Source organism: Sphingopyxis sp. Root1497 (assembly GCF_001427085.1).
GTDB lineage: Bacteria > Pseudomonadota > Alphaproteobacteria > Sphingomonadales > Sphingomonadaceae > Sphingopyxis.
Window position 1 is genome coordinate 1168799 of the sequence record NZ_LMGF01000005.1, and the last position, 19578, is coordinate 1188376.

Sequence of the window (19578 nt, forward strand, 5' to 3'; positions counted from 1 at the left end):
GCTCGACGCGTGGGTCGCCTATCTGGCGCGGCGTGGGGTGCAGTTCGAGCAGATGCCGGCCGACGAGGAATGGGGCTGGCGCGAGGCGCGGCTGAGCGATCCGGCGGGGAACCGGCTGTGCCTGTACCAGGCGGGCGAATATCGGAGATATCCGCCATGGCGGGTGTGATCGTCGGCGTCGACGAAGCCGGGCGCGGACCGCTCGCCGGTCCCGTCGTCGCGGCGGCGGTCTTGCTTTGCGACGGCGGCATCGCCGGGCTCGACGACAGCAAGAAACTCAGCGCCAAACGCCGCGCCGAACTCGAGATCGAGATCAAGGCGCGCTGCCGCTGGGGCATCGGCGAGGCGAGCGTCGCCGAGATCGACGCGATCAACATATTGCAGGCGACCTTCCTCGCCATGACCCGCGCGGTCGAGGCGCTCGGGATCGAACCCGCCGAGGTGCTCGTCGACGGCAACCGCCTGCCGCGCTGGCGCTACACCGCGCGCGCGATCATCGGCGGCGACGCGACGCATCCGTGCATTTCGGCGGCGAGCATCATCGCCAAGGAGCATCGCGACCGCTTCATGATCGCGGCGGCGCGCGACTTCCCCGGCTTTGGCTGGGAAACCAACATGGGTTATGGTACCGCCCGTCATCTCGCGGCGCTGCGTCAGCATGGTCCCACGCCGCTCCATCGGACCAGTTTTGCGCCGGTCGCTCAATTGCAGCTGGTCTGACCGAATATCCGTAAAGGGGAGACGGCGATGAGCAAGGGTTTCACGGCCGACGACGTCGGCGCGCAAACGGGCCGAAACTTCCTTGTCACCGGTGCCAATGCCGGGCTGGGTTTCGAGGTGTCGCGGGTGCTGGCGGCGCGCGGCGCGCATGTCATCCTCGCGTGCCGCGACGCGGGCAAGGCGGCGGCGGCGATGGACCGCATCCGCGCCGACGTGCCGGCGGCCGAATTGTCGTTCCAGCCGCTCGACCTCGCCGACCTCGACCAGGTGCGCGAGGCGGCGAAAGCGCTGCTGGCGGGACCGCGGATCGACGTGCTGGTCAACAATGCCGGGGTGATGATCCCGCCCAAGACGCTGACCAGGCAGGGGTTTGAGCTGCAGTTCGGGGTCAACCACCTCGGCACCTTCGCCTTCACCGGCCTCGTCCATCCGCATGTCGACGACCGCATCGTCATCACCGGCAGCATCGCGCACAAGGGCGGCGAGGTCGATTTCAGCGACCTGTCGGCGGGCCGCAGCTATCACAACTGGCAACGCTATCAGGCGAGCAAGCTCGCGAATTTGCTCCACATGTTCGAACTCGACCGGCGGCTGAGCGCCGCGGGGCGCTCGACGCAGGCGATCGGGTGTCATCCCGGGGTCGCGCTGACTGAGTTGACCCGGCACCTGCCGCTGCCGCTGCGCACATTGACCCCGCTCGCGGCGCCCTTTTTCAACAGCGCGGCGCAGGGCGCCTGGCCGACCCTGCAGGCGGCGACCGGCGCGCATGTGCAGGGCGGGGATTATCTGGGGCCGCAGGGGCTGGGCGAGATATCGGGACGCTCGGGCCCGGCCCGCGCGACCCGTACCGCGCGCGATCCGAAGCTGGGGCGCGAATTGTGGGAACGGTCAGTGGAACTGACCGGGGTCGATCCGGGGATATAGGCGGCAAAGACCGTATGGAATGGGGGGTGCGATGGGTCAGCATGTGATGGGCGAAGGGCCGCTGCACGATGATGCGGGACGACTGATCGATCCCGGCTATGCCGCGCACGAGGTGCGCCGGTACGACCGTGCCGCGATCGCCGCCGAGCCGGTACGTATCAAGGAATGGGACTATTATTGCGTCATGAACGCCGATCTGGCGCTGGCGCTGACCGTCGCGGACAACGCCTATGCCGGCTTTCTGGGGGTGTCGTGGATGGATTTGCGGGCCGGGAACTTCGTCAATCATGGCGTGCTGATCCCCGAACCGATGGGGCGCATGGCCTTGCCGGCCAGCGCCGATCGCGGCGATATCGTGCAGGCGACGGACGGGATGGAACTGGCGTTCCGACACGAGGCCGGAGGGCGCCGGCTGACCGTCCACGCGCCGGGCTTCGCCGATGGACGCGGATTGTCGGGCGAGATCTGGCTCGATCAGCCCGCGATGGACCGAATGGTGATCGCGACCCCCTTCGCCGACGATCCGCATGCCTTTTACTATAATCAGAAGATCAACTGCATGCCGGCGCGAGGGAGCGTGAAGATCGGCAACGAATCCCATGATTTCCTGTCTGAAAATGCGTTTGCGCTGCTCGATTGGGGGCGCGGCGTCTGGACCTATGACAATGTCTGGTACTGGGGGTCGGCATCGGGGCTGGTCGACGGTCGGCGCTTCGGTTTCAACATCGGCTATGGTTTCGGCGACACCTCGGCGGCGAGCGAGAATATGCTCTTCGTCGACGGCCGCGCGCACAAGCTCGACGAGGTGACATTCCACATGCCCGAAGGCCCACCCGACAGCGGAAACTGGCGCTTTTCGAGCAATGACGGGCGGTTCGAAATCGACTTCGCTCCCGCCGTCAACCGCTGGGCCAAGGTCGATGCCGGGATGGTTCGGACCGAGCAGGACCAGGTTTTCGGCTGGTTTTCGGGGCGCGTAATCCTCGACGACGGCACCGCGATGACCGTTCGCGACCTGCCGGGCTTCGCCGAGAAGGTCTGGAACCGCTGGTAGCGGCCAGCGCCCAGGTTGCCCCGTCAATCCTCCCTGTCGCGTAGCGATGGGGAGGGGGACCGCCGCGAAGCGGTGGTGGAGGGGCTGCGACGTTGCGCTATANCGCCACAGGGAGGATCGAATTTGATATTTTTTTCGGCACTGAGTCCTCTTCGCCACACCACCACCCGTTGAGTCTCCGATTCGGCCGAGACTCCATATGGTGTGTGGGACTCGTTTCGTTCCCATGGCGTTAACCTTTATGACACCGGGAATCCCTAGAATCCCGGGCTTGACGGCGGACTCTGCCGGACTCATCAGGGCCTTCTTTCAATGCGGGACAGGGGCGAAACATGGGTGTGATGGAACGGGTGAAGGCACCCGCGGTGAAGCAGCGCGCGGCAAAAACGGTGCCCGTCGACCTGCCGCTCGACAGCATCCTGCAGGGCGATTGCGTCGAGATGATGCGCAGCCTGCCCGCGGCGTCGGTCGACATGATTTTCGCCGACCCGCCGTATAATCTCCAGCTCGGCGGCAACCTGCATCGCCCCGACGGCAGCCAGGTCGACGCGGTCAACGACGAATGGGACAAGTTCGACAGCCTCGCGACCTATGATCGTTTCACCCACGCCTGGCTCGCCGAAGCGAAGCGCATCCTGAAACCCGGCGGCAGCATCTGGGTGATCGGCAGCTATCACAATATCTTCCGCGTTGGCGCCGCGCTGCAGGATCGCGGGTACTGGATCCTCAACGACGTCGTGTGGCGCAAGGCGAACCCGATGCCCAATTTCAAGGGCACGCGCTTCACCAACGCGCACGAGACGCTGATCTGGGCATCGATGGGCGAGAAGGCGAAATATACCTTCAACTATCGCGCGATGAAGACGCTGAACGACGAATTGCAGATGCGCAGCGACTGGCTGATCCCGATCTGCGCGGGGCAGGAGCGGCTGAAGAAGGGCGGGCACAAGGTCCATCCGACCCAGAAGCCCGAAGCCTTGCTCTATCGCATCCTGCTCGCCTGTTCGAACCCAGGCGACGTGATCCTCGACCCCTTTTTCGGCACCGGCACGACGGGCGCGGTCGCCAAGCGTCTCGGCCGCCATTATATCGGGATCGAGCGCGAGGATGATTATATCGCCGCGGCGAAGGAGCGCATCGAAATGGCGCTGCCGCTCGACGAGAGCGCGGTGAAGACAATGATGGCGCCCAAGGCGGCAACGCGCGTCGCGTTCGGGACGTTGGTTGAATGCGGCCTGATCGCGCCGGGGTCGGTGCTGACCGACACCAAGCGCCGCTGGAAAGCGACCGTGCGCGTCGACGGCAGCCTCGATTGCGCCGGCCAGCCTGCGGGGTCGATCCACAAGGTCGGCGCCGGGGTCCAAGGCGCCCCGAGTTGCAACGGCTGGACCTTCTGGCATGTCGACGACGGCAAGCAATTGCGGGTGATCGATGCGGTGCGGCAGGACTGGCTGCTGGCCAACGAGGCGTAGCATCACGGTGTCATTGCGAGGAGCCGAAGGCGACGAAGCAATCTCCAGCCATCGGTGTCGCGCAACGTCGATGGCTGGAGATTGCTTCGCTTCGCTCGCAATGACGGATAGGGAAGAGGCATGTTCCAACCACTGACCAAGCCCGACCTCGGCAACGCATCATCCGATGCGCGGCTCTATTGCCGCCCGGCCTGCTTTGTCGACCGCCCGCATGAACTCGACGACGCCTGCCTTCGTGTCGCCGACTCCATGGTCTGGTTCGCCGCCTGGCACATCAGCCTGCGCGATGGGGGCGTCGTCAAATCGGCGATCGTCACGGTTCCCGAATTCGCTGATTGGGTCGCGGCGATGCCTGATCACCTCGTCGACATGGCGGCGAAACAGCGCGCCGGCGTGCTGCGCCCGCGCGGCGCGCTGCAGCTTGGCGAACGGATCGTGCGGCTGAACGAGCCGCAGTTGATGGGCATCCTCAACATCACCCCCGACAGCTTTTCCGACGGCGGCAAGCATGTTGACAGCGCCGCGGCGATCGACGCGGGCTTCGCGATGGCGTCGGCAGGCGCGGCGATCATCGACGTCGGCGGGGAGTCGACCCGGCCCGGTGCGCCGCTCGTCTGGGAAGGCGACGAGATCGAGCGCGTGCAGGCGACCGTCGCGGGACTGGCGAAAGGCGGGGTCGCGGTGTCGATCGACACGCGCAAGGCGGCGGTGATGGAGGCGGCGCTGGCCGCCGGCGCCACGATCGTCAACGATGTGTCGGCGCTGCGTTACGATGACCGCGCGATGGAGGTCGTCGTCAAGGCGGGCTGCCCGGTCGTGCTCATGCACGCGCCCGCGGCGAAGAGCGACCCGCACGAAGGCGGCGGCTACGATCATGTCCTGTTCGACGTCTATGACCTGCTCGCCGAGCGCGTCGCGGCGTGCATCGCGGCGGGGGTCGACCCCGCGAAGATCATCGTCGATCCGGGACTCGGTTTCGGCAAGGGGATCGGCGACAATCTGGCGCTGATCAACGGCCTCGCGCTGTTTCACAGCCTTGGCTGCCCAATCCTGTTCGGCGCGAGCCGCAAGCGGATGATCGGCGCGCTCGACAATGAAGCGCCCGCCGACCAGCGGCTCGGCGGCACGGTGGCGCTGCATTATCAGGCGGCGACGCAGGGCGCGCAACTGCTGCGCGTTCACGACATCGCCGAGAACCGGCAGGCGCTGCGCATATGGCGCGGGCTCAGGGATGCCGCGCTGACCGCCTGAGCGCCACGGCGCGCCGCATCGTGCGCAACCCAATCCTCTTCCCGTGCGTCTCTTTTGGGAAGCTCCCCCGTTCTGGCGGCGTTATTCCCAAGGAGATTTTTATGCAGCTGCCCCATGGCGCGCATGTAGCCGTCGCAGACGGCGAACGGTTTGTCCTGTTCCGCAACGATGGCGACGCCGCCATCATTAACCTCGTCGATGCTGTGAGCCCCGAGGTCGAAACCTCCAACCGCAGCGGCGCCAGCCCCGAGGTCCGCGATCTGGACGAACGCGGTCACGCGGCGGGCGTTGCGGCATTGCTCAACAAGCGTGTGCTCGACAATGATATCGAAAAATTGCTGATCGTTGCCGATCCGCATACTCTGGGAGTCATGCGCGGCCATTATCACGGCGAACTGGAAAAACGACTGATTGGTGAAATCGCCAAGACATTGACCAACGCCGACACCGCGCAGATCGAACAGGCGATTTCGGCGGCCTGAAGTCCCTCAGGCGGCGGTATCGATCCCGAGATCGCTGAGCTTGCGATACAACGTCGAACGGCCGATCCCCAGCCTTCGCGCGACTTCGCTCATCCGGCCGCGATAGTGGCCGATCGCGAGGCGGATCACGTCGGCCTCGATCTCCTCGAGCGGGCGGAGGTTGCCGTCGGGCAGGTAGAGGGTGACGCCGATCGCTTCGCCGTTGATCGCGACATCGCCCTGGCCGACCATGCTGCCGCCGGCGAGCGTCGCCTCGAGCGCCTGGAAATCGGCGCTGGTGAGCACATCGGTGGTGCTGCCGACCGCGGCGCGGAACAGCACGTCCTGCAACTGGCGGACATTGCCCGGCCAAGCATAGGCGGCGAGCAGGCGCAGCGCGTCGTCGGTGACTCCGATCGGTCCCATGCCCGGCAGGCCGCCGATGCGCGCGAGCAAATGGCGCGCGAGCGGACCGACGTCGCCGCGGCGTTCCGAGAGCGAGGGCAGGGTGAACTGCGCGCTCGATAGCGCATAGAACAGGTCTTCGCGGAAATGGCCGGCCTCGATCAGCTTGTCGAGCGGGCTGGCGCTGGTCGCGATGATGCGCACATCGACGCTCTGGCGGATGCTGCCGCCGATCATCTGGACTTCGCCGGTGTTCAGGAATTCGACCAGCTTCGCCTGCGTCTCGAGCGGGATGCATTCGACATGGTCGATGATGATGCTGCCCGCGTCGGCCTGCACCAAGCGGCCGACCTGGCGGTCGAAGGCGCCCGGAAAGGCACCGCGTTCGTGGCCGAACAGCCCCGATCCGATCAGCCCCGGCGACACCGCCGAGCAATCGACCATCACCAGTCCGCCGCGGGCGCGCGGGCTGGCGCTGTGGATCGCGCGGGCAAAGACTTCCTTGCCGGTGCCGGGCTTGCCGTTGATCATCACCGGCACGCGCGCGCGCGCCGCCTTGGCGGCGATCGCGAGCGCGCTGCGGAAATTGGGGCTCGACCCGATGATCTCCTCGAACGCGAGCGGCGCGCGCAGCTTTTCGGTGAGCGGGCGGAGTTCGCCCTGCGGGCCGCTGGTCGCGGTGATCCGGTCGAGCGCGTTGAGCAGGCGGTCGGGGGCGATCGGTTTCTGGACAAAATCGCTTGCCCCGGCGCGCATCGCGCTGACCGCGACCTCGACCCCGTTGCGCATCGTGATGACGATCAGCGGCAGCGCGGGGCGCCAGCGGCGCAGTTCGGCGACGAATTCGGCCATATCCATGCCCGGCGTGCCTTGGTCGACGAGCACCGCGTCGAGCGCCATGCCTTCCTGGGTGCCGAGCTTGGCGAGCGCGGTGTCGGTGTCGCCGGCGATCACGCTGCGCCAGCCGCCACGCGACACAAGCGCCGACAGGAAGCGCTGTTGCGCCGTTTCGCTGTCGACGATCATCACCATTCGGGTGTCGCGCGCGCTTGCCATCGGTGTGAATATGCCCCCATTGGGCGGCAGTTTTCTGCCACCTGTTCCGCGTCGAACCGCCGATCTACGCGAAAGGGGTAAAAGGGCGATTAAGCGCGTCGGGCTTTTGCGGTGGGCGACTTATCGCGAAACCATCTATTGAGCATCGCGGGAGGCATGGCTAAGACCGGCGCGAAGGCCGATTCCGGGCCGGGCGCGGCGCGCCCGCTCGGCGTCCGGCAGCGACAAAGGGGAAAAAGCCATGGCACAGCAGGAAATGAAGGCAGCGGAAGACACCTATTCGGGTTTCATCAGCCTGTTCAAGGTCGGGTCGATCATCACCGCGATCGTCGTCGTCCTCGTCGTCCTCCTGATCTCCTGACCGGACCGGCATGCGTATCGCTGTCCTGAAGGAACTCGCCCCCGGCGAGAGCCGCGTCGCCGCCACTCCGGAAACCGTGAAGAAATTCATTGGCTTGGGTGCGGAACTTGCCGTCGAATCGGGGGCGGGCGACAGCGCGTCGATCGCCGATGCCGATTATAGCGCCGCGGGCGCGACGGTCGGATCGCGCGCCGATGTGCTGAAGGGCGCGAACATCGTCCTCGCCATCCAGGGACCCGATCCCAAGGGGCTGACGGGCCTGGCCGACGGCGCCTGGCTGGCGGCGGGGCTCAACCCGTTCGGCGAGCGCGAGCGCGTCGATGCCTATGCCAAGCTCGGCATCGAGGCGCTGGCGATGGAGTTCATGCCGCGCATCACGCGCGCGCAGTCGATGGATATCCTGTCCAGCCAGGCGAATCTCGCGGGCTATAAGGCGGTCCTGATGGCGGCGAACGCCTATGGCCGTGCGTTTCCGATGATGATGACCGCCGCGGGCACCGTCAGCGCCGCCAAGGCGTTCGTGATGGGCGTCGGCGTGGCGGGGCTGCAAGCGATCGCCACCGCGCGCCGTCTGGGCGCGCAGGTCAGCGCGACCGACGTACGTTCGGCGACCAAGGAACAGATCATGTCGCTCGGCGCCAAGCCGATCTTCGTCGAGGCCGTCGCCGGCATCGAGGGCGAGGGCGCGGGCGGCTATGCCACCGAAATGTCCGACGAATATAAGGCGGCGCAGGCCGAGCTGGTCTCGTCGCACATCGCCAAGCAGGACATCGTCATCACCACCGCGCTGATCCCGGGGCGCCCTGCGCCGCGGCTGATTTCGGACGCGCAACTCGCGACGATGCGCGCCGGCAGCGTGATCGTCGACATGGCGGCCGAAAGCGGCGGCAATGTCGAGGGTGCGGTCTCGGGCGAGGCGAAGAAGATCCACGGTGTCACCGTGATCGGCGCGAAGAATATCGCGGCGCTGATGCCCGCCGATACCAGCGCGCTGTTCAGCCGCAACCTCTTCAACTTCCTCTCGGCCTTCTGGGACAAGGAAGCGGGCAAGCCGGTGCTCGACGAGGAAATCGGCACCGCGGTGCGGCTGACGCAGGGCGGCAAGGTGGTGCACGAGCGTTTGCTGGGGTGATGCGGCGCTACGCGTGCGTCGCGACACTGGCGCTGGCAATTGCGACGTCTTCGGCGGATGCCAAAGAGGCCGACGCCGGGTCGATCCGTTATGGATTTGATACGTTGCTGGTCCCCGGGGACCCCGCCGAGCGGACGCACACGGTAGACAAGAAGGACGTCTGGTTCGTCGGCAAGGCCGTGCCCGCAGGCGCGGTCGTGCTTGATGCGCCGGTTGCCATTCCGAAAACCAAGGCGGTCCTCGAAAAGGGCCTGCCGCTGTCCATTGCGACGAGCAGTTATTTCATCGCGTGTCAGCAGGGTCTGTCGGTCACCGCCGGCCTTTTCGGCGGTGGCAAGGCGCCGGTTTGCCTGATCGATTACGACCGGGACGGTGTGCTCGATTCATGGTTCCGGAGCAGCGTCGCCACGATCTGGAGCGAATATCACGGCAATATCCAGCGCGATGACATCTATCCTATCGGACCGATTGCGGCGACGCGCCTTACCCCTGGACAGGTCGACGACCTTGAATCCTGGACGATGTATGCGCTGCGTTATGTCGGCGGCAGGCTGACCTATTGTATCGGCCTTAGCTATACTTGCCTGACTAACGGTCCGAAGATCGAGCCGATGGCGAGCGAGCAGACGGTGGAGTTCGTGGGCGGCGAATATGGCTTCGCCCTTTTGGCCGACGGGCGATTGAACATCCGCATGATCCGCGATCCGCACAAGATGGTCTTCGTGCGCGGCGGACTCGTAGCGCCGGCCCCTTGACCACGGGCAGCAAGGTTTGCTTCGCTTGCTAGGCCAAGCGTAGCCGGGCTATTTGTGCCGCCACGCGTCGGGTGACCCGCACTCCATTCGTCGCAAACGAGCGGCCCGCTGGAACGATCCTGTCGCCGTGGGAGTCATGCAGGGAGAGGGGACATCCCCCCGATCTCTGGAGATGATGTCATGAAAATCAGCTATCTGACGACGGCTGCGATGGTCGCCGCGCTTGGCCTTTCGGCTTGCAGCAAGACCGACGCGCCGCCCGCCACCGAAACCACGACCGTCGCCGAAGGCGACGCGGTGCCCGCCGATACCATGGCGCCGAGCACCAACCCGATGGTCGGCGGCGCCGAAATGTTCCCGACCAAGACGATCGTCGACAATGCGATCGCCTCGCCGATCCACAAGACGCTGGTCGCCGCGGTGACGCAGGCCGGACTGGTCGACACGCTGAAGGGCGCGGGTCCGTTCACCGTCTTCGCGCCGACCGACGACGCCTTTGCCAAGGTGCCGAAGGCGACGCTCGACGGCCTGATGCGTCCGGCGCAGAAAAGCGTGCTTGCCGACGTGCTGAAATATCATGTCGTCGCCGGCAAGCTGACCGCCGCCGATCTCGCCGCCAAGATTACCGCCGGCGGCGGCAAGGCGGTGCTCAAAACCGTCAACGGGCAGGATCTGACCGCGACGATGGCGGGCAATGTTATTACCCTGACCGGCGCCGACGGCAGCAAGGCGACGGTGACGCAGGCCGACGTCAACCAGTCGAACGGGGTGATCCATGTCGTCGACGGGGTGCTGACGCCGAAGATGTAGGCTTGAGGCGCCGACCGCGATGCCGACGAATCGGGCCCGCGATGCCGTCTGGACGGCGCCGCGGGCCTGTTTCCCTTGGCGGCCTATCGCCAGCGAAGCACGGTTCGTGGGAAAATTGATAGAAAATGGCCGATTATGGCCTTTTCATGACAATGTTCTTGCTTAGGATGGGGCCGAGGGTTTGACCCCGTCCTTTCCTTATCCGGAGAAATGTCTGATGTTGCGTGCCAAGTTTCTTGTTGCCCCCCTTCTTGCCTTGACCACCGCGCTTGCCGTTCCTGCCCATGCCTGGGCCGACGAAGTGGCCGCCGAAGCCGCGCCCGACACGACCGTCGCGCAGGCCGCCGCCAACACCCCCGATCTGACGACGCTGGCGCAGGCGATTTCGGCCGCCGGACTTGCCGACACGCTGGGCGGCGCCGGCCCCTACACCGTCTTTGCGCCGACCGACGCCGCTTTCGCCGCGGTTCCGCAGCCGATGACCGACTATCTGATGGCCCCCGCCAACAAATGGGCGCTGGAGCAGGTCCTGACCTATCATGTCGTGCCCGGCCAGATCACCGCCGAGGATCTGTACAAGAAGATCAAGGCCGGTGGCGGCACCGCGAAGCTGACCACCGTCGCGGGCCAGGAGATCTCGTTCACCGAGGTGCAGGGCAATATCAAGGTCGACGGCACGCAGGGCAGCTCGGGCTACATTACCCGCTCTGACGTCGCGCAGTCGAACGGCATGGTCCATGTGCTGAACGGTGTGCTGATCCCGACGATCACGCCGCCCGCAGCGCCCGCAGCCGATGCCGCGGCGCCGGCGGAAGCGACCCCCGCGAGCTGATCGCCCGCGACATTTAATTGCCGCACGGGCCCGCAATCCGCCACCCGGCGATTGCGGGCCCGTCTTTTTGCGCGTCTTAGGAGTCGACAGGGTGGCGGCGGCGCGGCAAGAGGTGCGCTCGCGGAATCAGCAGGGGAGCTCGCCGTGGATTTCATCGGTATTTTTTCGATTTTCGTCCTGGCGTGCTTCGTCGGTTATTTTGTCGTCTGGTCGGTGACCCCGGCGCTGCACACGCCGTTGATGAGCGTGACCAACGCCATTTCGTCGGTGATCATCGTCGGCGCGCTGATCGCCAGCGCCGCCGCGGGATCGGCCTCGTCGAAATGGCTCGGTCTCGCCGCGGTCGTGATGGCCAGCATCAACATCTTCGGCGGCTTCGCGGTCACCGCGCGCATGCTGGCGATGTACAAGAAGAAGGCGCGCTGAGATGGACATGCATTCGATCCTCTCCGCCGCGACCGGCGAACACGGCCTCGCCGTGAATCCCTGGGCCGCCGTCGCCTATCTGGTGTCGGGCGTGCTCTTCATCCTCGCGCTGCGCGGGCTTTCGAGCCCCGCGACCGCGCAAAGCGGCAACCGTTTCGGCATGGCCGGCATGCTTATCGCGGTCGTCACGACGCTGCTGACGCATGCGCCGGTCGATGCGGCGGGCGTGCTCGACAGCGTTAGCCTGATCGAAATCCTTGTCGCGATCGCTATCGGTGCCGTCATCGGTATCGTCATGGCGCGCCGGATCGCGATGACCGCGATGCCGCAGCTCGTCGCGGCGTTCCACAGCCTTGTCGGCCTGGCGGCGGTCGCGGTCGCGGCGGCGGCCTATCTCAACCCGCTCGCGTTCGGCATCGCCGATGCGGCGGGGCAGATCCATGTCGTCAGCCGCATCGAAATGGGGCTCGGCATCGCGATCGGTGCGATCACCTTCTCGGGCTCGGTCATCGCCTTCCTCAAGCTCAACGGCAATATGTCGGGTTCGCCGATCATGCTGCCGGGACGGCACATCATCAACCTTGGCACGCTCGCCGCGATCGTCGGCCTGACCGCCTATTTCACGCAGGACCAGTCGCCCTGGGTGTTCTGGACGATCACCGGCCTCAGCTTCGCGATCGGTTTCCTGCTGATCATCCCGATCGGCGGCGCCGACATGCCGGTCGTGGTGTCGATGCTCAACAGCTATTCGGGTTGGGCCGCGGCGGCGATGGGCTTCACGCTCGGCAACACCGCGATGATCATCACCGGCGCGCTGGTGGGCTCGTCGGGTGCGATCCTGTCGTACATCATGTGCCGCGCGATGAACCGCAGCTTCATCAGCGTGATCGCAGGCGGTTTCGGCGGCGACGATGCCGCAGCAAGCTCGGGCGGGTCGAAGGAACAGCGCCCGTGGAAACCGGGCAGCGCCGAGGATGCGGCCTTCCTGATGAGCCAGGCCGAGAATGTCATCATCGTCCCCGGCTACGGCATGGCCGTGGCGCAGGCGCAGCACGCGCTGCGCGAGATGGGCGACCAGCTCAAGAAGGAAGGCGTCAACGTCAAATATGCGATCCATCCGGTCGCGGGACGCATGCCGGGCCATATGAACGTGCTGCTGGCCGAGGCGAATGTGCCCTATGACGAAGTCTTCGAGCTCGAGGACATCAACGGCGAATTCGCGCAATGCGACGTCGCTTTCGTCATCGGCGCGAACGACGTGACCAACCCGGCGGCGAAGACCGACAAGACGTCGCCGATCTATGGCATGCCGATCCTCGATGTCGCCAATGCCAAGACGGTGCTGTTCGTGAAGCGTTCGATGGGCGGGGTCGGCTATGCCGGCGTCGACAACGACGTCTTCTATATGGACCAGACGATGATGCTGCTCGGCGATGCCAAGAAGATGGCCGACGACATCGTCAAGGCGCTGAGCGGTAGCGGGCACTAGACACGAATCGTCGCCCCTGCGAAGCAGGGGCCGCTGGCGGCCTCGCGCTGCCTCGATAGCGGCCAGTTAAGGGTTGGACATGCCCCCAGCATGTCCAAGGATTGTCCGGGGGACAATCCGACCCTTCACTCCTTCGCGGGGGCGACGTGTTTTAAAGGGACCTTATGCGCAAAATCGGCCTGATTGGCGGCATCAGCTGGGCATCGACCGAGCTCTATTACCGCCACCTCAACAAGGGCGTGCAGAAGCGCCTCGGCACCGCCTGTTCGGCACCGATCCTCCTCGAAAGCCTGAATTATTGCGAGCTGTCGCGGCTGACGACGCCCGAGCAATGGGACCATGCGAAGTTCGTGCTGATCTCCTCGGCGCTGCGGCTCCAGGCCGCGGGCGCGACCGCGCTGATGATCGCGGCCAATTCGATGCACCGGATCGCCGAGGATATCGCGGGCGCGGTGTCGATTCCGCTGATTCATATCGTCGATGAGACGGGCGAGAAATTAAAGGCTGACGGAATCAAGTCTGCGGCGGTCATCGGCACGCGCAATGTGATGACCGAGCCATGGTTCCGCCAGAATCTGGTGCGCTACGGACTGACACTCGCGCCCTATGATGCCGAACGCGCCGAGGCGATCGACAACATCATCTATGACGAGCTGATGCAGGGCAAGGTCACCGAAAATTCGCGCCGCACGATGAAGACCTTCATCACCGACATCGCGAAACAGGATGTCCAGGCGCTGGTGCTGGCGAGCACCGAACTGGTGATGCTCGTCGATCCCGACGCCAATGTGCTGCCGGTCTATGACACCACGCGCATCCATGTCGCGGCAGGGGTCGACTGGATTTTGGGGGATGAGGGCTGATCAAATCCTCCCTGTGGCGAAGCCATGGGGGGGGGGNGCCCCTCCGTCAGCGCTGCGCGCTGCCACCTCCCCATCGCTGCGCGACAGGGAGGATCAAGTCTTCACCCCATCTTCGTCCAGGTCACCGTCCTACAAAAGACGCTGACGCAGCCCTTCATCGTCATCTTGCCGCCCTTCGCGGTGAGATGTGCCTTATAATAGCGGCCGTCCTCAGGGCTGTAGCCTTGGCCCTTCCACGCATTGCCGTCGGCGGCGAGGTCCCAGTAGATTTGCAGACCCGATACCTGGCGCGCGCGCTTCGCCTTGTCGGGATTGCGTTCGTCGCGCTGGCCGCCGGCGGGCTGGGCGATCAGCAATTTGTGGACCTTGCCGCACAGCTTGGCGCCGCAGGCATAGATGTCGACGATCGCCTTGCCGTCGTCGGTGGCCCAGCGGCCGGTAATCGATTGCGGCGCAACCGCCGACGCCGGCGATGCGGCGACGAACACGGCGGTCGCCGCGATGATAAGATGCTTCAATTTCTTCTCCCCGGTGCGGGCGGGGTTGCGACCCTGACCCTAGCTACATCCATGTCAGCAACATGGCTTGGCATACGCGCAGTCTTGCACCATGCTGGCAAAAAACAAGGGAGAGTCTGATGCGATTCCATTATTTGGCCTTGCCGCTGGTTGCCGCGCTCATGGTCGCGGTGCCGACGCAGGCCAGGACGATCAAGGTCGAAGCGGGCGCCGCCGACGCGAACGAGAAACTCCAGGAAGCGCTGATCGTTGCGCAGCCCGGCGATGTCGTCGAACTCGGCGCGGGAACTTGGCATCTGACCGATGGCCTGTCGCTCGACGTGGCGAACGTCACGATCCGCGGCGCGGGGACGGGCGAGGGCGGATCGATCCTCGACTTCACGGGCCAGCAGGGCGCGGGCGAGGGGCTGCTGGTCACCAGCGACGATGTTTTTCTTACCAATTTTGCTGTACTCAACAGCAAGGGCGACGGGATCAAGTCGAAGGGCGCCGACCGCATCGTCTATCACAAGCTGCGCGTCGAATGGACCGCGGGACCAAAGGAAACCAACGGCGCCTATGGCATCTATCCGGTCGAAAGCAGCGATGTACTGATCGACAGCGTCTACGTCCGCGGCGCGTCGGACGCGGGCATCTATGTCGGCCAGTCGAAGAATATCGTCGTCCGCGATTCGATCGCGACCGAGAATGTCGCGGGGATCGAGATCGAGAACAGCTACGACGCCGACGTCCACGACAATATCGCAACGAAGAACACCGGCGGTATATTGGTGTTCGACCTGCCCAGCCTGCCGATGCAGGGCGGGCACAATGTCCGCGTGTTCGACAATGACGTGAACGACAACAGCACGCCCAATTTCGCGCCGAAGGGTAATATCGTCGCGAGCGTTCCGACCGGAACCGGGGTGCTGATCATGGCGAACCGCCATGTCGAGATTTTCGACAACGACTTCGACCAGAACGGCACCGCGAACGTGATGATCGTCGGCTATCGCTACGAGCATAAGGACCCGAAATACCAGCCGCTGCCGCGTCAGATCGTCGTGCGCGACAATGTGCATGGCAAGGCGGGCTATGCCCCGGCGTTCGACGGCGGGGCGCAGATCGCGGCGGCCTTCGGCGGCGCAATCCCGCCCGTCCTGTGGGACGGCGCGGGCGAGGATGTGATCGTGCTCGACAAGGTCGGGGTGCTGTCGCTCGGCCTGCCCGACGTCGCGACGCCGCGTGACCAGGCGAAGCCCGCGCCCGCGGACCTGTCGAAGGGCACGCCGCCCGCGGCACTGCCGGGGATCACGCTGCCTGAAGCGATGGAGGCGAAGGTCAAGTGAAGCGGGTTTTCGCCGCGCTGGCGGCGGCATTGCTGTGCGCGAGCGGCAGTTCGGCGGTCGTCGTCCCGGTGCCCGAACCCGATCAATCGGTGATCGAGGGCAGCGTCCTGCCGCCCAAATTGTCGGCGTTCCGGCTGTTCTGGCCGGACTCGTCGCAGCCGCTCGAATCGTTGACGCCCTATACGCTGCGCACCGCGCTGTTCTCGGACTATACCGAGAAGCACCGGATGTTCTGGATTCCGAAAGGCCGGAAAGCCTCGGTCGCCGCCGATGGCGGCATCGCTTTTCCGGTCGGCAGCATCATCGTCAAAAGCTTTGGCTGGCCCGACGTCAATGGCGGACGCCCGGTCGAGACGCGGCTGCTGATCCATCGCGCCGAAGGCTGGGTCGCGCTCCCCTATATCTGGGATGCCGACGGCAAGGATGCGACGCTGGCGCTGGGCGGGCGCCGCGTGGCGGTAAGCTTCAAGAGTCCCGACGGCGAAACACATGACATCCGCTACGCGGTGCCGAACAAGAACCAGTGCAAGGAATGCCACAGCCTGTCGGGCGAGATCGTGCCGATCGGACCCAAGGCGCGGAATTTTGTGCTGCCGGCGGGCGCGACCGACTATTGGCGTGGTATCACCTTCGACAAGCCTGCGGCGCTGAAACCGGTGATGCCGCAATGGGACGACCCCAAATCGGGCAGCGTCGCGGACCGCGCGCGCGCCTATCTCGACGTCAATTGCGCGCATTGCCACAATCCGGCGGGCAGCGCGTCGAACAGCGGGCTGTTCCTGCGCTGGACCGACGATCCGACGACGGTCAATTACGGCATCGGCAAACGCCCGACCGCGGCGGGACGCGGCAGCGGCGGCATGGATTTCGCGATCGCGCCGGGTGACCCCGACCACAGCTATATGATCTATCGCCTAGAAAGCACCGACGCCGGCATCGCGATGCCCGAGGTCGGGCGCTCGACGGTGCACAGGGAGGGCGCGGCCCTGCTGCGGCAATGGATTGCGGAGATGCCGAAAGCATCGCATTAGACGCGCCATGACAAAGCTCGTCCTCCACGATTATTTCCGCTCCTCGGCGAGCTATCGCGTCCGCATCGCGCTCAACCTGAAAGGGCTCGCTTACGAGCGCGTCGAGGTCAGCCTGATCGCGGGCGAGCAGCGCAGCGACGCCTATCTCGAACTCAATGCGCAGGGCTTTGTGCCGCTGCTGATCGCCGATGGCGAGACGATCATCCAGAGCCTGGCGATCATCGACTGGCTCGACCGCGCCTTCCCCGAACCGCGCCTGATTCCCGAGGAGGCGATGCCGCGCGCGGTCGCGCTGGCGCAGGCGCAGGTGGTGGCGAGCGACATCCACCCGCTCAACAACCTGCGCGTGCTCAAATATCTGACCCGCGACCTCGGCCTCAACGAGACGACCAAGGACCGATGGATCGCCACCTGGATCGCGCAGGGGTTTGAAGCTTTGGAAGCCATGGCGGGCGAGGGGACGTACCTTGGCGGCGCCACGCCGAGCATCGCAGACTGCTGTTTGGTGCCGCAGATGTACAATGCGCGGCGCTTCGAGGTGCCGCTCGACGCATTCCCGCGGCTGACCGAGATCGACGCTGCCTGCATGGAACTCGAAGCGTTTCAGAAGGCCCATCCCGACGCGGTCAAGCCCGTATGATCCGGCTGCTGACGGGGGTGGCGCTGCTGGCGATGCCGGCGGCGGCGATGGGGCAGGAAGCGGTCGATGACAGCGATACCGCAGTCGTCCTTCAAATGACGGCTCCGATTCCGGCGGAGGAGATCGTCGTCACCGGCGCTGGATCGCTGCGGCCATCGGGCGGTGACTCGGTGCAGACGACCGCTGTCCTCCGCGACCTCCAACCCGGCTTCGGCACGCGCATCGAGAACCGCCTCCGCGACGAAGCCGGCATCGTCCAGTTCCGCCGCAGCGACGGCCGCAGCGCCCATCCGACCAGCCAGGGCGTGACGCTGCGCGGGCTCGGCGGCAACGCGTCGGCGCGCGCGCTGGTGACGCTCGACGGGGTGCCGCAGGCTGATCCCTTCGGCGGCTGGGTGCCGTGGAGCGCTTATGACGCGATCAACCTTGGCGGCATCGTCATTGCGCGCGGCGGCGGCAGCGGCGCCGACGGCCCGGGCGCGCTCGCGGGAACGATCGGCCTCTATTCGACGATGACCGACGGCGTCACCGCGAGCGCGGCCTATGGCAGCCGCGACAGCTGGGACGCCTCGGCCAGCGTCGGCAGCAAGCTGGGCGGCGGGCAGGTCGCGGTCGATGGCCGTTACGGTCGCGGCGACGGTTTCATCCCCGTCGCGGAAGGGCAGCGCGGCACGGTCGATCGTGCAGCGCCATACGAACAGGGCGGGCTTGGCCTGCGCCTGCGCTTCGACGCGGGCGCCAACAGCCGGATTGAGGCGAGCCTGCGCGGTTTTTCGGACCGGCGCGACCGCGGCACCGACTTCACGACGAGCAAGACCGACGGCGTCGATGCGAGCCTGCGCGTCGTCCATGATCCCGTGGGCGCGACGCAATGGCTCGCGCTCGCCTATGTCCAGGTCCGCGATTTCGACAGCGGCTTCGCGAGCGTCGCGGCGGGGCGGAACAGCGTCGCGCCGGCGCTGTTTCAGCGCGTCCCCGCGACCGGGCTCGGCGCGCGCGTCGAACTGCGGCCGGCGATCGGCGGCGACAACCCGCTGCGCATCGGCACCGACTGGCGCCGCACCACGGGCCGCACCGAAGAGGATTTCTTCTTCAGCGGCGTGACACCGGGGCGGCACCGCATTGCCGGCGGCAGCAGCGATACCGTCGGCGCCTTTGCCGAATGGAGCGCGGGCGATGCCGGCGACGGGCTGCTCTGGACGTTCAGCGGCCGGGTCGATCGCTGGTGGCTTGGCGAGGGATACCGGCTCGAACGCAATATCGGCGGCTCGACGATCACCAACCTGCGCTTCGCGGCGCGGCAGGGCTGGGAGGGCAGCGGCCGCGCCGGGGTGCGCTGGACCTCCGACGCGCTGTCGCTGCGCGCGGCCGCCTATCGTGGCTGGCGGCTGCCGACGCTCAACGAGCTCTACCGCCCCTTCCGCGTCGGCGCCGAGGTGACGACGGCGAACGAGATGCTCGAACCCGAACGTCTGTGGGGCGGTGAGGTCGGGGTCGATTGGGCGAGCGACGGCACGAAGCTGTCGGCGACCCTGTTCGCCAACCATCTGTCGAACGCGATCGCCAACGTCACGCTGGCCCCGAACCTCAACCAGCGCCAGAATCTCGATGCGATCGACAGCAAGGGCATCGAGGTGAGTGCCGAGCAGCGGGTCGGCCCCGCGACCTTGCGCGCGACCTATGCCTTTACCGACGCCAGCGTCGATGCCGCGGGCGCCGCGGCGACGCTCGACGGGCGCCGTCCGGCGCAGATCGCGAAACATGGCGGCAGCGTGTCGCTGCGCAGCAACGGCGACGGGCCGCTCGGCGGCTTCGCGACGCTGCGCTATATTGGCAAGCAGAATGAGGATGATCGTGGGCTGCTGGTGCTGGACGACGCGCTGACGCTCGACGCCGGATTGTCCTGGCGCCTCAACAAGGCGGTCAGCATCGAGGCGCGGGGCGAGAATCTGTTCGACGAACTGGTGCCCGCCGCGATCTCCGCGTCGGGGGTCGTCGAACGCGCGGGACCGCGCACGCTCTGGGTCGGCGCCCGCGTGTCTTTCTAGGA

Annotated in this window: 21 protein-coding genes; 19 read left to right on the top strand and 2 right to left on the bottom strand. The window is 66.0% G+C overall.

Annotated features, from left to right (window positions below):
* The 7 genes from ASD67_RS23820 to ASD67_RS20010 form a co-directional block, all read left to right on the top strand.
* On the top strand, nucleotides 1-169 hold a 169-nt coding region (locus ASD67_RS23820), incomplete at its 5' end, for a VOC family protein (RefSeq protein ID WP_327197044.1).
* On the top strand, nucleotides 157-720 hold the full coding sequence (locus tag ASD67_RS23230; RefSeq protein WP_056350863.1) for a ribonuclease HII: 564 nt from the start codon (nucleotides 157-159) through the stop codon (nucleotides 718-720). The genes ASD67_RS23820 and ASD67_RS23230, both read left to right, overlap by 13 nt.
* 27 nt (nucleotides 721-747) lie before the next feature.
* Nucleotides 748-1644: an oxidoreductase gene (locus tag ASD67_RS19990; protein WP_056350865.1), complete on the top strand. Its 897-nt coding sequence runs from the start codon at nucleotides 748-750 to the stop codon at nucleotides 1642-1644.
* 31 nt (nucleotides 1645-1675) lie between these two features.
* Nucleotides 1676-2698 carry a DUF2804 domain-containing protein gene (locus tag ASD67_RS19995; protein WP_056352231.1) on the top strand — a complete coding sequence of 341 codons (1023 nt, stop codon included), beginning with the start codon at nucleotides 1676-1678 and terminating at the stop codon, nucleotides 2696-2698.
* A gap of 332 nt (nucleotides 2699-3030) precedes the next feature.
* Nucleotides 3031-4170, top strand: a complete 1140-nt coding sequence (locus ASD67_RS20000) for a site-specific DNA-methyltransferase (protein WP_056350868.1) — start codon at nucleotides 3031-3033, stop codon at nucleotides 4168-4170.
* Nucleotides 4171-4290: 120 nt separating this feature from the next.
* A complete protein-coding gene (gene folP / locus ASD67_RS20005) occupies nucleotides 4291-5421 on the top strand; it encodes a dihydropteroate synthase (protein ID WP_056350870.1) in 1131 nt (376 codons plus the stop codon).
* Nucleotides 5385-5903, top strand: coding sequence for a host attachment family protein (locus tag ASD67_RS20010; RefSeq protein WP_235535754.1), 519 nt, complete (start codon nucleotides 5385-5387; stop codon nucleotides 5901-5903). The genes folP and ASD67_RS20010 overlap by 37 nt, the downstream gene beginning before the upstream one ends.
* Nucleotides 5904-5909: 6 nt before the next feature.
* On the opposite strand, the gene ASD67_RS20015 is transcribed toward ASD67_RS20010, so the two are convergent.
* The gene (locus ASD67_RS20015; protein WP_056350875.1) at nucleotides 5910-7343 is read right to left on the bottom strand and encodes a sigma-54-dependent transcriptional regulator; all 1434 of its coding nucleotides are present in this window, start codon (nucleotides 7341-7343) and stop codon (nucleotides 5910-5912) included.
* Between the two features lie 241 nt (nucleotides 7344-7584).
* Here ASD67_RS20015 and ASD67_RS20020 point away from each other — a divergent pair, with 241 nt between their 5' ends.
* The 8 genes from ASD67_RS20020 to ASD67_RS20055 all read left to right on the top strand — a co-directional run bounded on the left by ASD67_RS20020 (nucleotide 7585) and on the right by ASD67_RS20055 (nucleotide 14011).
* Nucleotides 7585-7704: an aa3-type cytochrome c oxidase subunit IV gene (locus tag ASD67_RS20020; RefSeq protein WP_056350876.1), complete on the top strand. Its 120-nt coding sequence runs from the start codon at nucleotides 7585-7587 to the stop codon at nucleotides 7702-7704.
* A gap of 10 nt (nucleotides 7705-7714) precedes the next feature.
* Nucleotides 7715-8836, top strand: coding sequence for an NAD(P) transhydrogenase subunit alpha (locus ASD67_RS20025; protein WP_056350878.1), 1122 nt, complete (start codon nucleotides 7715-7717; stop codon nucleotides 8834-8836).
* On the top strand, nucleotides 8836-9591 hold the full coding sequence (locus ASD67_RS20030; RefSeq protein ID WP_056350880.1) for a hypothetical protein: 756 nt from the start codon (nucleotides 8836-8838) through the stop codon (nucleotides 9589-9591). Before ASD67_RS20025 ends, ASD67_RS20030 begins: the two co-directional genes overlap by 1 nt.
* A gap of 180 nt (nucleotides 9592-9771) precedes the next feature.
* Complete coding sequence (locus ASD67_RS20035; RefSeq protein WP_056350882.1) at nucleotides 9772-10401, top strand: fasciclin domain-containing protein; 630 nt, start codon at nucleotides 9772-9774, stop codon at nucleotides 10399-10401.
* Between the two features lie 256 nt (nucleotides 10402-10657).
* Entirely contained in the window at nucleotides 10658-11233 is a 576-nt protein-coding gene (locus ASD67_RS20040) for a fasciclin domain-containing protein (RefSeq protein ID WP_200938074.1), read from the top strand.
* A 144-nt stretch (nucleotides 11234-11377) separates the two neighbouring features.
* A complete protein-coding gene (locus tag ASD67_RS20045) occupies nucleotides 11378-11659 on the top strand; it encodes a proton-translocating transhydrogenase family protein (RefSeq protein WP_056350886.1) in 282 nt (93 codons plus the stop codon).
* 7 nt (nucleotides 11660-11666) lie between these two features.
* A complete protein-coding gene (locus ASD67_RS20050; protein ID WP_056352235.1) occupies nucleotides 11667-13148 on the top strand; it encodes an NAD(P)(+) transhydrogenase (Re/Si-specific) subunit beta in 1482 nt (493 codons plus the stop codon).
* A gap of 164 nt (nucleotides 13149-13312) precedes the next feature.
* A complete protein-coding gene (locus tag ASD67_RS20055; RefSeq protein WP_056350888.1) occupies nucleotides 13313-14011 on the top strand; it encodes an aspartate/glutamate racemase family protein in 699 nt (232 codons plus the stop codon).
* Nucleotides 14012-14112: 101 nt separating this feature from the next.
* On the opposite strand, the gene ASD67_RS20060 is transcribed toward ASD67_RS20055, so the two are convergent.
* On the bottom strand, nucleotides 14113-14529 hold the full coding sequence (locus ASD67_RS20060; RefSeq protein ID WP_056350890.1) for a DUF2147 domain-containing protein: 417 nt from the start codon (nucleotides 14527-14529) through the stop codon (nucleotides 14113-14115).
* Nucleotides 14530-14648: 119 nt separating this feature from the next.
* Between ASD67_RS20060 and ASD67_RS20065 the strand changes: the two genes are divergently transcribed.
* Genes ASD67_RS20065 through ASD67_RS20080 form a run of 4 tightly spaced genes read left to right on the top strand, consistent with a single transcriptional unit; the run spans nucleotide 14649 to nucleotide 19576 of the window.
* Nucleotides 14649-15857, top strand: a complete 1209-nt coding sequence (locus tag ASD67_RS20065) for a parallel beta-helix domain-containing protein (RefSeq protein ID WP_056350891.1) — start codon at nucleotides 14649-14651, stop codon at nucleotides 15855-15857.
* Nucleotides 15854-16888, top strand: coding sequence for an SO2930 family diheme c-type cytochrome (locus ASD67_RS20070; RefSeq protein ID WP_056350894.1), 1035 nt, complete (start codon nucleotides 15854-15856; stop codon nucleotides 16886-16888). Before ASD67_RS20065 ends, ASD67_RS20070 begins: the two co-directional genes overlap by 4 nt.
* A 7-nt stretch (nucleotides 16889-16895) precedes the next feature.
* Nucleotides 16896-17528, top strand: coding sequence for a maleylacetoacetate isomerase (maiA, locus tag ASD67_RS20075; RefSeq protein ID WP_056350896.1), 633 nt, complete (start codon nucleotides 16896-16898; stop codon nucleotides 17526-17528).
* Nucleotides 17525-19576, top strand: a complete 2052-nt coding sequence (locus ASD67_RS20080) for a TonB-dependent receptor (RefSeq protein WP_056350897.1) — start codon at nucleotides 17525-17527, stop codon at nucleotides 19574-19576. Before maiA ends, ASD67_RS20080 begins: the two co-directional genes overlap by 4 nt.
* The last annotated feature ends 2 nt before the right edge of the window (nucleotides 19577-19578 follow it).

What these genes read in the sequence shown, in the direction of transcription:
- ASD67_RS23230 (WP_056350863.1), top strand. Translation starts at nt 157, where the DNA reads ATGGCGGGTGTGATCGTCGGCGTCGACGAAGCCGGGCGCGGACCGCTC.
- ASD67_RS19990 (WP_056350865.1), top strand. Translation starts at nt 748, where the DNA reads ATGAGCAAGGGTTTCACGGCCGACGACGTCGGCGCGCAAACGGGCCGA.
- ASD67_RS19995 (WP_056352231.1), top strand. Translation starts at nt 1,676, where the DNA reads ATGGGTCAGCATGTGATGGGCGAAGGGCCGCTGCACGATGATGCGGGA.
- ASD67_RS20000 (WP_056350868.1), top strand. Translation starts at nt 3,031, where the DNA reads ATGGGTGTGATGGAACGGGTGAAGGCACCCGCGGTGAAGCAGCGCGCG.
- folP (WP_056350870.1), top strand. Translation starts at nt 4,291, where the DNA reads ATGTTCCAACCACTGACCAAGCCCGACCTCGGCAACGCATCATCCGAT.
- ASD67_RS20010 (WP_235535754.1), top strand. Translation starts at nt 5,385, where the DNA reads ATGGCGCGGGCTCAGGGATGCCGCGCTGACCGCCTGAGCGCCACGGCG.
- ASD67_RS20015 (WP_056350875.1), bottom strand. Translation starts at nt 7,343, where the DNA reads ATGGCAAGCGCGCGCGACACCCGAATGGTGATGATCGTCGACAGCGAA.
- ASD67_RS20020 (WP_056350876.1), top strand. Translation starts at nt 7,585, where the DNA reads ATGGCACAGCAGGAAATGAAGGCAGCGGAAGACACCTATTCGGGTTTC.
- ASD67_RS20025 (WP_056350878.1), top strand. Translation starts at nt 7,715, where the DNA reads ATGCGTATCGCTGTCCTGAAGGAACTCGCCCCCGGCGAGAGCCGCGTC.
- ASD67_RS20030 (WP_056350880.1), top strand. Translation starts at nt 8,836, where the DNA reads ATGCGGCGCTACGCGTGCGTCGCGACACTGGCGCTGGCAATTGCGACG.
- ASD67_RS20035 (WP_056350882.1), top strand. Translation starts at nt 9,772, where the DNA reads ATGAAAATCAGCTATCTGACGACGGCTGCGATGGTCGCCGCGCTTGGC.
- ASD67_RS20050 (WP_056352235.1), top strand. Translation starts at nt 11,667, where the DNA reads ATGCATTCGATCCTCTCCGCCGCGACCGGCGAACACGGCCTCGCCGTG.
- ASD67_RS20055 (WP_056350888.1), top strand. Translation starts at nt 13,313, where the DNA reads ATGCGCAAAATCGGCCTGATTGGCGGCATCAGCTGGGCATCGACCGAG.
- ASD67_RS20065 (WP_056350891.1), top strand. Translation starts at nt 14,649, where the DNA reads ATGCGATTCCATTATTTGGCCTTGCCGCTGGTTGCCGCGCTCATGGTC.
- maiA (WP_056350896.1), top strand. Translation starts at nt 16,896, where the DNA reads ATGACAAAGCTCGTCCTCCACGATTATTTCCGCTCCTCGGCGAGCTAT.
- ASD67_RS20080 (WP_056350897.1), top strand. Translation starts at nt 17,525, where the DNA reads ATGATCCGGCTGCTGACGGGGGTGGCGCTGCTGGCGATGCCGGCGGCG.